The sequence below is a fragment of the Klebsiella sp. 141162 genome, assembly GCF_050600755.1.
GTDB lineage: Bacteria > Pseudomonadota > Gammaproteobacteria > Enterobacterales > Enterobacteriaceae > Klebsiella > Klebsiella aerogenes.
The window spans coordinates 269,344-281,468 of the sequence record NZ_JAQIRI010000002.1; the positions used below are offsets into that span (position 1 = coordinate 269,344).

Annotated in this window: 13 protein-coding genes; 9 read left to right on the forward strand and 4 right to left on the reverse strand. The window is 54.3% G+C overall.

Annotation, left to right across the window (positions count from 1 at the left end; genetic code table 11):
• The first annotated feature begins 50 nt into the window (after positions 1–50).
• Complete coding sequence (locus tag PGR23_RS08800) at positions 51–1,064, forward strand: NAD-dependent epimerase/dehydratase family protein (RefSeq protein WP_047049052.1); 1,014 nt, start codon at positions 51–53, stop codon at positions 1,062–1,064.
• Between the two features lie 45 nt (positions 1,065–1,109).
• On the opposite strand, the gene PGR23_RS08805 is transcribed toward PGR23_RS08800, so the two are convergent.
• Positions 1,110–1,952, reverse strand: coding sequence for an N-acetylmuramoyl-L-alanine amidase (locus tag PGR23_RS08805; protein ID WP_045396293.1), 843 nt, complete (start codon positions 1,950–1,952; stop codon positions 1,110–1,112).
• Positions 1,940–3,079, reverse strand: a complete 1,140-nt coding sequence (locus PGR23_RS08810; RefSeq protein WP_045396296.1) for a GGDEF domain-containing protein — start codon at positions 3,077–3,079, stop codon at positions 1,940–1,942. The genes PGR23_RS08805 and PGR23_RS08810 overlap by 13 nt, the downstream gene beginning before the upstream one ends.
• 364 nt (positions 3,080–3,443) lie before the next feature.
• Between PGR23_RS08810 and yahO the strand changes: the two genes are divergently transcribed.
• The 8 genes from yahO (at position 3,444) to artJ (ending at position 9,873) form a co-directional block, all read left to right on the forward strand.
• The gene (gene yahO, locus PGR23_RS08815) at positions 3,444–3,716 is read left to right on the forward strand and encodes a DUF1471 family periplasmic protein YahO (RefSeq protein WP_045396302.1); all 273 of its coding nucleotides are present in this window, start codon (positions 3,444–3,446) and stop codon (positions 3,714–3,716) included.
• A 299-nt stretch (positions 3,717–4,015) separates the two neighbouring features.
• Entirely contained in the window at positions 4,016–5,203 is a 1,188-nt protein-coding gene (locus PGR23_RS08820) for an OmpP1/FadL family transporter (RefSeq protein ID WP_396279803.1), read from the forward strand.
• Between the two features lie 146 nt (positions 5,204–5,349).
• Entirely contained in the window at positions 5,350–5,865 is a 516-nt protein-coding gene (locus tag PGR23_RS08825; protein WP_045396309.1) for a lipoprotein, read from the forward strand.
• A gap of 226 nt (positions 5,866–6,091) precedes the next feature.
• A complete protein-coding gene (artP, locus tag PGR23_RS08830) occupies positions 6,092–6,820 on the forward strand; it encodes an arginine ABC transporter ATP-binding protein ArtP (RefSeq protein WP_285198814.1) in 729 nt (242 codons plus the stop codon).
• Between the two features lie 19 nt (positions 6,821–6,839).
• The gene (gene artI, locus PGR23_RS08835) at positions 6,840–7,571 is read left to right on the forward strand and encodes an arginine ABC transporter substrate-binding protein ArtI (protein WP_015367516.1); all 732 of its coding nucleotides are present in this window, start codon (positions 6,840–6,842) and stop codon (positions 7,569–7,571) included.
• Between the two features lie 6 nt (positions 7,572–7,577).
• The gene (artQ, locus tag PGR23_RS08840; protein ID WP_015367517.1) at positions 7,578–8,294 is read left to right on the forward strand and encodes an arginine ABC transporter permease ArtQ; all 717 of its coding nucleotides are present in this window, start codon (positions 7,578–7,580) and stop codon (positions 8,292–8,294) included.
• Entirely contained in the window at positions 8,294–8,962 is a 669-nt protein-coding gene (gene artM, locus PGR23_RS08845) for an arginine ABC transporter permease ArtM (protein WP_015704859.1), read from the forward strand. Before artQ ends, artM begins: the two co-directional genes overlap by 1 nt.
• Before the next feature lie 179 nt (positions 8,963–9,141).
• Positions 9,142–9,873 carry an arginine ABC transporter substrate-binding protein ArtJ gene (artJ, locus tag PGR23_RS08850; RefSeq protein ID WP_015367519.1) on the forward strand — a complete coding sequence of 244 codons (732 nt, stop codon included), beginning with the start codon at positions 9,142–9,144 and terminating at the stop codon, positions 9,871–9,873.
• Between the two features lie 62 nt (positions 9,874–9,935).
• On the opposite strand, the gene PGR23_RS08855 is transcribed toward artJ, so the two are convergent.
• Positions 9,936–11,408 (reverse strand): sensor histidine kinase, encoded by a 1,473-nt coding sequence (locus tag PGR23_RS08855; protein WP_045396315.1) that lies wholly within the window; start codon positions 11,406–11,408, stop codon positions 9,936–9,938.
• Positions 11,405–12,121: a response regulator transcription factor gene (locus tag PGR23_RS08860; protein ID WP_015704857.1), complete on the reverse strand. Its 717-nt coding sequence runs from the start codon at positions 12,119–12,121 to the stop codon at positions 11,405–11,407. The genes PGR23_RS08855 and PGR23_RS08860 overlap by 4 nt, the downstream gene beginning before the upstream one ends.
• Positions 12,122–12,125: the final 4 nt, after the last annotated feature.

The following is a 12,125-nucleotide window of genomic DNA, read 5'->3' on the forward strand; positions in this document are numbered from 1 at the left end:
GAATCACGGAAAAATGCGCACGAAATTCTTTTCTGGGACAGTAGATTGATATGAAGGTACTGGTTACCGGTGCGACCAGCGGATTAGGCCGTAATGCGGTGGAATATCTGCGCAACAAGGGCATCAGCGTGCGAGCAACCGGGCGCAACGAAGCGATGGGTAAGCTTCTGAGCAAAATGGGCGCGGAATTTATTCCTGCTGATCTAACCGAACTGGTCTCTTCGCAGGCTAAAGTGATGCTCGCCGGTATCGATACGCTATGGCACTGTTCCAGCTTTACCTCGCCGTGGGGAACCCAGCAAGCCTTCGATTTAGCCAACGTTCGCGCAACGCGCCGCCTTGGCGAATGGTCCGTGGCCTGGGGCGTACGCAATTTCGTCCATATTTCATCACCTTCGCTCTATTTCGATTATCACCACCATCGCGATATTCAGGAAGATTTCCGCCCGCACCGCTTCGCCAATGAATTCGCCCGCAGCAAGGCGGCCAGCGAAGAGGTTATCAATCTGTTGGCGCAGGCGAACCCGCATACCCGCTTTACGATATTGCGCCCGCAAAGCCTGTTCGGGCCGCATGATAAGGTCTTTATTCCGCGAATGGTGCAGATGATGCGCCACTACGGCAGCGTGCTCCTGCCGCGCGGCGGTAACGCGCTGGTGGATATGACCTACTACGAAAATGCGGTGCATGCGATGTGGCTGGCCAGTCAGCCGCAGTGCGACCACTTACCTTCCGCGCGGGCGTGGAATATCAGCAACGGCGAGCCGCGGACGCTGCGTAGCATTGTGCAGAAGCTTATTGACGAGCTGAGCATCAAGTGCAGAATCCGTTCGGTGCCCTATCCGATGCTGGATATTATCGCCCGTAGCATGGAGCATTTCGGTAATAAATCGGCAAAAGAACCGGCCTTCACCCATTACGGCGTCTCAAAGCTCAATTTCGACTTTACCCTCGATATCTCCCGCGCCCAGCAGGAACTTGGTTATCAGCCGATCGTTACCCTGGATGAGGGCGTTTCGCGCACCGCAGCGTGGTTAAAAGACCACGGTAAACTGCACGATTAAAACCGTCGATTACGGCAGCAAACCATCCTGTTTGCTGCCAAATGTTCACCCCTGCCCATATTTTTCCAGCAACGCCTCGGCGATGGCCTGCGTTTGCGCATCGGCCACGCCGTCCCAGCGTGATGGCCTGAAGTGCATCTGGAAAGCCATGATCACCCGTTTTTGCTGCGCCGGGGTCATCTCCGGAGTGACCTGATAGCCGTAGCGCGACAGCAGGTCTAACAATTCGCCGCGATCGACCGGCTGCCAGCTCGGGCGCCCTTGCAGATAAAAGGCGACACGCGCATCATCGGGCCAGGCACCAATCCCCTGCTGCGCCAGCGCTCGCCACGGGAACAGCGGGCCGGGGTCGTCCTTACGCTGCGGCGCGATATCGGCATGGGCGACGACGTTCTGCGGCTGAATGTGATAGCGGGCGATGATATCTTTCGCCAGCGGGATAAGCGCTGCAATTTGCGCTGGATTAAATGGGGTAAAACTTTTTATATCGCCGTTTTTTTGCCAGCCGCGATTTTCCAGCTCAATACCAATCGACGTATCGTTGATCCGCGTACTGCCGCGCCAGAAGCTGATGCCGGCGTGCCAGGCTAAATCTTCCTCCGGCACCAGTTGCCAGATACGCGGTTTACCGTGGCGCAGCGGCGGCTGCTCGGGAATTAAATAGTGCGAACTGACCTCTTTATCGGTCAGGGTCGCCAACGAGACATCAAAGTTATCGGCGGTATAGTGAATGACCAGGACCTTAATACGAGGATAAGCCGCCTGCGCCGGATGACGGGTATCCAGCTGATAACCCTGTTTGTCGACAATGCCCTGCTCCTGCGCACAGCCTGCCAGCAGCAACGCGGCAAGCGCAAGCTGGATAATGCGCTTTCCTAATAAGACCATCGATTACGCCCTTCTTGCTTGGCTTTATACAGCGCCGCATCCGCCTGCGCGATCAACTCTGAAGGTGGGGTGCCTCCCTCTGAAGCGACAATCCCCATACTGACCGTCACCAGCGGCCCAACATCGGATTTGGCATGCGGCAGCGCCGCTTCGCGAATTTTCTGTTGGATCCGCTGCGCCACCGCCGTAGCGCTATCTAATGATTGCAGCGGCAGGACAATCACAAACTCCTCGCCGCCATAGCGCGCCACCATATCATCCTGCGCGCGCACCGACATCTTCAGCACTGAGGCGATGCAGGAGAGGCAGTAATCACCGGCCTGGTGACCGTAGTGGTCGTTATAACGTTTAAAAAAGTCGACATCGAGAATGATCAGCGCCAGCGGCTCTTTCCGTTCCCAGGCCTGAGCCAAAAAATTGTCCAGCGCCCGACGGTTAGCCGTCGCCGTCAACGCATCCTGATTAGCCATGTTTTCCAGCCGGTTAATCAGTTGCATATTCTCCTGATGGGTATTCCAGGCTTCATCATACCAGCGCTGTAATATCTGACGGCCGTATACCATAATAGCGGTACAAATTACCCAAAGAATTAAAAAACGTAAATCGACGCCGTGATGTATTTGCACCCCAGCGAGTAATGAAGTACCCCATAAAGGAACAAGGTAAGCTACAAGGCCCACCGGGAAATAATAGAGCGCGGCAAGACCGGTGGTCATTAAAATAACCAGCAGCGGCCAGGCGAACGGCAGCGACCATAAAATGATGAAACAGTAACTACTCATCGCCCAACATAAGCTGAGGATCAATAAGATAGCAGAAATCACTTTAGTGGCATAAATACCACTTAATATTCGCCCGGAGATAACCATCACGCAAAGCGCCAGCGAGAAAACGATAATGACCCCAAGCGCCATCTCCAGATAAGGGATAATATCTGGATTAGTCAATCTTTGATGATTGAACTCGGTGAACAGAACGTTGCGGAAGATGACCATCAAGGCAAAGGCAATATTGACGAACGCCAGCCACGGCATGCTGCGCGACAGCGCGTGTTTTTGCACATTTTCGCGACTGGCCCACAGCATCGTTCGATTTTCGCGCGGATCCAGCCGTTGTTCTGTCGGCATAGCTACTCCTTTTTCAGCATCTGGACAATGCGTTAAGCTGCCCGCGGTAACTTTTCTATATGATAAACCATCAATCCGGGAATGTCTGTTGCCGGCCGCTTCAGCCACTCGCCGCTTAACGTCATTTTCAGCTAACGACAGATGAAAAAGATCTTACGCCCCGATACAGTCTATTGCGCAATAAAAAGCAAGCGTTATCAATGAGAACAACGTCATCTTTTCTTTAAAAAATCGTTAATTAAAGGTCATAAAAATGCAGCATTTCGCTTGAAAAAAAGACGGGCTTGATTCAATCTGATGGCGCTCATTGGTTAGTTAAAACAAGGGCATGATGATAGCAAGATAAACAATGGAGATTAATAATATGAAATATGCAGCTTTAGTGGCAGGTGCAGCATTGTTTTTAACCGCGAACGCATTTTCTGCAGAAATTCTGAGCAAAGAAGATTTCGCTAAAGTACAGGGTCAATACCACAAAATTGGTACCATCTCCTCTACCGGTCAAACTGCGCCAAGCGATGCGCGCGAAGAACTGATCAAAAAAGCCGATGAAAAAGGCGCTGACGTTGTGGTTCTCTCTTCCGGCAATACCGATAAGAAACTGCACGTATCTGCGAATATCTATAAGAAGAAATAATTAGTTTTTCCCATTATAAGAGCATTATCATCTGAGGATGATAATGCTTCTTTTTAATTTTCCTGCGAACATTTATTTTTATACGCCTTTCTCATTTACCATCCGCGACTAGTCATATCAAATATGCGCCTTCATCAGGATGCTAATCCGGATAACGTCTAAAATAGTTAATCCACTCCGTTATCGGACTCGCAATATATCCCCCTGGACTATCAGTATAAATTCGACGCCAAAAAGAGATGTCCTCTATACTTTTGGGCATAAGAAGATGCTCGCGTTTAAATTACCGCAGGTGGCAAATGAAAAAAATCGCATTTCTTATTTCTGGGTTGCTCTGCTCTGGCTTTACCCATGCCAGCGCGCTCTATTTTTATGAAATCGGCACCGAAGACGTCGGCCTGGCAGGCGCAGGCCAGGCCGCCCGCGCGCAGGATGCCTCCACCATCGTCACCAACCCTGCCGGCATGACCCGGCTGCCGGATCATATGTTTACCGGCGGCGCGCAGGTCATGGGCGGCGATGTCCCGTACCAGATGAATAATGACCACGGCGGTAATAGTCCTGGTAACGTGATGAATCTGTTCCCGAACGCCAGCGGCTTTTATGCGCAGAAAATCAATGATGATGTGTATGCCGGGATCGGTCTGTACGGCAACTACGGTTTAGGCATTGATTTTGGCAACTGGGCCGGCGACCGGCTGATCAAAAAAAGCACCATGGTGGCGATGACGCTGAGCCCATCACTGGCGTGGAAACTTAACGATAGGCTCTCTGTCGGCGCATCGGCCAACCTGAACTACGGTTATTTATCGCTGACGCGTAACGTCGACGGTAATGATGAGAAAGATAAAGATCATGATTGGGCGATGAGCTATCGTCTGGGCCTGCTGATGCAGTTGACCGACCAGACCCGCGCCGGCATCACCTGGAACAGTAAAACCGATTATGACTTTAACGTTAAGGGGAAAGCGCGTTTCCCCAATTTACCGAACGTCTCATATGATCTACCGATTTCCGCCCAGGTCCGCGCGCCGCAGCAGATTATGCTCAGCCTGGTGCATGACATCAATAAACAGTGGTCGGTGATGGGCGATCTCGGCTGGCAGGACTGGAGCCAGTTCGGCAGCCCGCAAATCACCGTTGCCGGTCACGAAAGTAGTAAAAATAACCGCCTGAAGGACTCCTGGCATACCGCCGTCGGCGTACAGTACCGGCCGACCGAGCAGTGGCGTCTGAACGCCGGTGTCGGTTTCGACAGTACGGTTTATGATTCGCAAAGCGACACGGCGCTTTCCCTGCCAACCGGCGATGAATGGCGCTTCGCCACCGGCGCGCAATACCAGATAACCCCCGCCAGCAATATCGGCGTCGCGGTCTCTTATCTGCACATGCAATCTTCCCACGTAAAATCACCGGAAATCATCTCCGGCAGCTACGATCGCCCTTACCTGTGGTTCGCCAGCGTCAACTATAGTTATCAGTTCTGATACGCCGGCTGCCCGCACAAGAGGCGCGGGCAGCCGATGGTCGTTGTCACATCAAGGTCTTAGCTCTTTGCGTCAAGTACAATTGGCGCGCTTACGCTATGCTTTAGCAGAATCTAACAACGTAGTGAGTTCATAAGGAAATCATCATGCGCTACAACATTCTTGCACTTGTTTTGCCTTGCGCACTGGCGCTGAGCGCCTGTACCACCGTGACCCCGGCTTATAAAGACAACGGCACCCGCAGCGGTTCCTGCATCGAGGGCGGCCCGGACGAGGTAGCGCAGCAGTTCTATGATTATCAAATCCAGCACCGAAATAACGATCTCACCGCGCTGCGCCCGTATCTGAGCGACGATCTGGCTAAACTGCTGAACGACGCCCGTCAGGATCCATCGCGTAACGCGCTGCTGCAATCAAATCCATTCTCCAGCAGTTCCACCCCGGCGGATAGCGCCGACGTCGCCAGCGCCTCGACCATCCCGAACCGCGATGCGCGCAATATTCCGCTGCGCGTCGAATTGAAACAGGGTACGCAGAGCTGGAAAGATGAAGTGCTGATGATTCAGGAAGGCCAGTGCTGGGCGGTTGACGATGTCCGCTACCTTGGCATAAACAGCCACGCTCCGGCGGGTACGCTGCGTCAGAGTCTTGAGAAACGCTGATTTCGGCGTTAAAGCCACCCCGCTGAAACGATAACCCCGGTAAAATGTCGGTATTCCGTGCGGTAATGCCGACATTTGTTCCCCCCTACCACACGAACCCATATTTTGTGCTAACTTTAGTGATAAATGTGGTTTACATTTAACTTTTAACGCATAAATATTGCATAACTATTCTGTCAAAGGTACTATTTGCGGCCTCAATAGCTATTCGTATCAGACTGCCCAGATGAGTATTAAACTAAACGGCATTAATTGCTTCTACGGCGCGCACCAGGCGCTGTTCGACATCACGCTGGATTGCCCGCAGGGGGAAACGCTGGTGCTCCTCGGCCCAAGCGGCGCCGGTAAAAGCTCGCTGCTTCGCGTACTCAACCTGCTGGAGATGCCGCGTTCCGGTACCTTAAACATCGCCGGTAATCAATTCGACTTCACCAAAGCGCCGTCTGACAAAGCTATTCGCGAGCTGCGCCAGAATGTCGGGATGGTCTTCCAGCAGTACAATCTGTGGCCACACCTGACCGTGGTGCAAAACCTGATCGAAGCCCCGTGCCGCGTGCTGGGATTAACCAAAGATCAGGCGCTGGTGCGCGCCGAAAAACTACTCGAGCGTTTACGCCTTAAACCTTACAGCGACCGCTATCCGCTGCATCTGTCAGGCGGTCAACAGCAGCGCGTAGCGATTGCCCGCGCGCTGATGATGGAGCCTCAGGTGCTGCTATTTGATGAACCCACCGCCGCGTTGGATCCGGAAATCACTGCCCAGATCGTCAGCATCATTCGCGAACTGGCGGAGACCGGAATCACCCAGGTTATCGTTACCCACGAAGTGGAAGTGGCGCGTAAAACCGCCAGCCGCGTGGTGTATATGGAAAACGGGCATATCGTTGAGCAAGGGGATGCTAACTGCTTCGCGCATCCGCAAACCGACGCCTTTAAAAACTATCTTTCACATTGATGTTTTCGGGGAAATAACGATGAAAAAAGTACTGATTGCCGCTCTGCTCGCGGGCATGAGCCTTTCCGCTACCGCAGCCCAGACCATCCGTTTCGCCACCGAGGCCTCCTACCCTCCGTTTGAGCTGGTAGACGCCAACAACAAAATCGTCGGCTTTGACGTCGATCTGGCTAACGCGCTGTGCAAAGAGATGGACGCGACCTGCACCTTTACTAACCAGGCTTTCGATAGTCTGATCCCAGGGCTGAAATTCCGCCGCTTCGACGCCGTCATGGCCGGTATGGATATCACCCCTGAGCGTGAAAAACAGGTACTGTTCAGCACCCCGTATTATGAAAACTCGGCGCTGTTCGTCGGCCAGCAGGGCAAGTTCACCGGCATTGACCAGCTTAAAGGCAAAAAAGTTGGCGTGCAGAACGGCACTACCCACCAGAAATTCATCACTGATAAGCATCCGGAAATCACCACCGTTCCTTACGACAGCTACCAGAATGCCAAACTGGATCTGCAAAACGGCCGCATTGACGCCGTCTTCGGCGACACGGCGGTAGTGACCGAATGGCTGAAGAGCAATCCGAAGCTGGCGCCAGTGGGTGATAAAGTGACGGATAAAGACTACTTCGGTACCGGCCTCGGCATTGCGGTTCGTCAGGGCAATACCGAGCTGCAGCAGAAATTTAACGCTGCGCTGGAAAAAGTGAAGAAAGATGGGACGTACCAGACCATCTATAGCAAATGGTTCCAGAAGTAACGCTGAATGAACGAATTTTTTCCATTAGCAAGCGCCGCCGGGATGACCGTCGGCCTTGCCGTTTGCGCGCTGGTCATCGGCCTGGTGCTGGCGATGCTTTTCGCCGTGCTGGAGTCGGTGAAATGGCGTCCTGTGGCATGGCTGGCGACCGGCATCGTCACGATTTTACGCGGCCTACCGGAAATTCTGGTGGTGCTGTTTATCTACTTTGGTTCCTCACAGCTGCTGCTGACGCTGTCTGACGGTTTTACTCTCAATCTTGGGTTTGTGCAGATTCCGGTACAGATGCAAATTGAGAATTTCGACGTCAGCCCGTTCCTCTGCGGCGCCATTGCGCTTTCCCTACTGTATGCAGCCTATGCCTCGCAGACCCTGCGCGGCGCCTTGAAAGCGGTGCCGCAGGGGCAGTGGGAATCCGGACAAGCGCTGGGTTTGTCGAAGGCGGCGATATTCTTTCGCCTGGTGATGCCGCAGATGTGGCGCCATGCTCTGCCGGGTCTGGGCAACCAATGGCTGGTGCTGCTGAAGGATACCGCGCTGGTCAGCCTTATCAGCGTCAACGACCTGATGCTGCAAACCAAAAGTATTGCTACCCGTACTCAGGAGCCGTTTAACTGGTACATCATTGCGGCAGCGATTTATCTCGTCATCACCCTGTTGAGTCAATACATCCTCAAGCGTATTGACCAGCGTGCGACGCGCTTCGAACGGAGACCAGGTTGATGCTCGATTACTTACCCGAACTGCTGAAAGGGCTGCATACCAGCCTGACGCTGACCGCGGCATCGATCGTCGTGGCGCTGATCCTGGCGCTGATCTTTACTATCGTCCTGACGTTAAAAACGCCGGTGGTGGTGTGGATCGTCCGCGGCTATATCACCCTGTTTACCGGGACGCCGCTGCTGGTGCAGATCTTCCTGATCTACTACGGGCCAGGACAGTTCCCGTCATTGCAGAATTACCCGGTGCTGTGGCATCTGATTTCTGAGCCCTGGCTGTGCGCGCTGATCGCCTTATCGTTAAACAGCGCGGCTTATACTACCCAGCTGTTCTACGGCGCCATCCGCGCCATTCCGGACGGCCAGTGGCAGTCCTGCAGCGCGCTGGGGATGAGCAAGAAGGATACGCTGGCGATTCTGCTACCGTATGCTTTTAAACGCGCCCTCTCCTCGTACTCTAACGAAGTGGTACTGGTCTTTAAGAGCACCTCGCTGGCTTACACCATCACCCTGATGGAAGTGATGGGTCATGGCCAGCTGCTGTACGGGCGCACCTATGACGTGATGGTCTTCGGCGCAGCCGGTATCATTTATCTGGTGGTGAACGGCCTGCTGACGCTGCTGATGCGTCTGGTGGAAAGAAAAGCGCTGGCCTTCGAGCGTCGTAACTAACATTACGAAATGCATAAACAGTAAATAATGAAACGGGTAAGTGCCAATGCTTACCCGTTTTTTTTATAACCAATAAAATAAACATACAACTTTATTGCATATAAATTCATTTAATGGCATTGTGAACTTCAGCCGTAAACCGGCACAACATCATAAGATTGACCGACGGGAGTCCCACTATGAAAAAGTTAGTTCTGGCCGCTCTGCTTAGCTCTTTCGCCTTTGGCGCCGCTGCCGCGGAAAAAATCAGCTTTGGCGTTTCCGCGACCTATCCGCCATTTGAATCCATGGATGCGAATAACCAGATTGTCGGTTTCGATCTCGATCTGGCTAAAGCGCTGTGTAAGCAAATGCAGGCCGACTGTACTTTTACCAACCACGCTTTCGACAGCCTGATCCCGGCGCTAAAATTTAAAAAGTATGATGCGGTAATTTCCGGCATGGACATCACGCCTGAGCGTAGCAAACAGGTTGCGTTTACCGACCCGTACTATGCCAACTCGGCGCTGGTGATCGCCAAAAAAGACGCGTACCACTCTTTTGATGACCTGAAGGGTAAGCGTATCGGCATGGAAAACGGCACCACGCACCAGAAATACCTGCAGGATAAGCACCCGGAAGTCAAAACCGTCGCTTACGATAGCTATCAGAATGCCATTATCGACCTGAAAAACGGCCGTATCGATGGCGTCTTCGGCGATACCGCGGTGGTCAACGAATGGCTGAAGACCAACCCGCAGTTAGGCGCGGCGACGCCGAAAGTGACCGACCCGCAGTACTTCGGTACCGGTCTCGGCATTGCGGTGCGCCCGGATAATAAAGCGCTGCTGGAAAAACTCAACGCCGCGCTGAAAGCGATTAAAGCTGACGGAACCTACCAGAAAATTAGCAACCAGTGGTTCCCGGAGTAAGACCTGCGCTTCCCGGCTTAGGGCGCAACCGCCTGAGCCGGGTCAAACGGCAACGCTCCCCCTTACAGCGGCAGGGTAAACTGGAAACAGGCCCCTGCCGGTACTTCCAGCAGGCGAATATCGCCCCCGTGCAGTTGCAGCATCCGCCGAACAATCATCAACCCCAGCCCGCCTCGTGAGGCGCTCTGCTGCCCCGGTTCCAGTACCGATGGCCGCTCAAACAGATTGGCCCGTAATTCACCGGCGACGCCCGGGCCGCTATCGGCCACCTCGACCACCACCTGTGCCCCCTGCTGGCGCGAGGAGAGACGAATTTCGCCCCCGTGCGGAGTATGGCGAATGGCGTTATCCAGCAGATTAGTTAATACCCGCTCCATCATCGAAAGATCCGCCTCAACTAACGGCAAGCCTGACGCCAATTCCAGGCGCAGACGGATTTCGCGGGTGGCAATCGCCAGATCGAATTTTTGCGCCACGTCCTGAATCAGCTCGGCAAGGATAAACTTTTCCGGCTGCGGCTTAATACCGCCATGTTCAAGGCGCGCCAGCTCAAATAGCTGTTGTGAGAGATGACGAACTTTATTTCCCTGGCGTAGCGCGATATTCAGATACTGCTTGCGCTCCTGCGCCGTCAGGCGATCATCCTTAAGCGATAGCGTCTCCAGATACCCCAGCAGCGAAGTCAGCGGCGTACGCAGGTCATGCGAAATATTGGCAATAAACTCCCGGCGCTGACGATCGCTATCAGCCAGCCGATCCCACTGCCCGGCGATCTGCTGCGCCAGTTCGATAAAACGGTTATGCAGCAGCGCCACTTCATTTCCGGGATACGGGTCCGGCGCCTGCGCCGCCAGCGCTTTGATTGCGCGAATGCTGTCGCTATCCCCCGCCGCCACCAGCGCCGTCAGCTGGCGTACCGGGCGCGTTACCCAGTACCACGCCAGGCCGCCGGCCAACAGGCCAAATAGCGCCACCAGCAGCAGGGTCCATAGCAGCAAGCTCCACAGCGTCTTCTGCCAGGCGCTCTGCGCCAGTTCATTAAACGTTTCGCCCTGCAGAATAATATAAAGATAGCCACGTAGCTGGCCGTCAAGGCGTAGCGGCGCGGCGCTAAACACTTTTTGCTGGTCCATGCTGCGCGGATCGTCGCCATAAATCGGCCACGCGCCGCCGGAGAGAAACGCCTGCACCGGCGCCATGGCAATGCGCTGGCGTTTAATGTGCCCCGGCGGCGCGGCATCCGCCAGCAGCTCGCCATCCGGCGAAACGAGGTACAGCTCGACGCTTGGGTTAAATACCATCAGACGGTCAAATAGTGGTTTCAATGCCGCGCGATCGACCTCGCCGCGGGCGTTGAGCAGCGGCTCGCGAGCGGCAATCTGCTGCGCCAGCCCGGCGGAAAGCCGCTGCACCATGACGTTACCATACTGCGCGCTGCTATAGAGCTGGAGCAGGCAGACGGAGAGCGCGCACAGCAGCAGCAGGCCGATAAACACCAACGACAGCCGTTGGCTGAGGCTGAGTCGGCGGATCATGACTGCGCCCCGGCGCTGTAGGGGGCAAATTTATAGCCCTTCCCCCAGACGGTAAGAATAATGTCCGGCTCTGCCGGGTCGCGCTCTATTTTCGTGCGCAGACGATTAATATGCGTGTTGACCGTATGTTCATAGCCTTCATGCTGATAGCCCCAGACGCTATCCAGCAGCGCCAGGCGCGAAAAAACTTCGCCGGGATGGCGGGCAAAGTAATAGAGCAGATCGAATTCGCGCGGCGTGAGGTCCACCAATTCACCGCGCAGCCTGACTTCCCGGGACAGCGGGTCGATATTCAGGCCGTGGCAGGCGATACGTCCGGCATCCATCAAGAGATTTTGTCCCATTGCTTCCTGACGGCGGAACACCGCCTTCACCCGGGCAATCAGCTCCAGCAGAGAAAAAGGTTTCGCCAGATAATCATCGGCGCCCATCTCCAGCCCCTGCACGCGTTGGGTTTCGCTGGAACGGGCGCTAATAATAATCACCGGCAGATAGCGCGTTTGCTGGCGGATGCGGCGGCAAATCTCCAGCCCGTCGACGTTAGGCAACATCAGGTCAAGAATCACCGCGTCCCAGACGCCGTTATCCAACTGGCGCAGCGCCTGCGCGCCGTCCGCTTCATGCACGATTTGATACCCTTCATCCTGCAGATTCAGGCGCAACAAAGCTGCGATATCATCATCATCTTCCACCAGCAGGATTTTTTTACTCATCAGA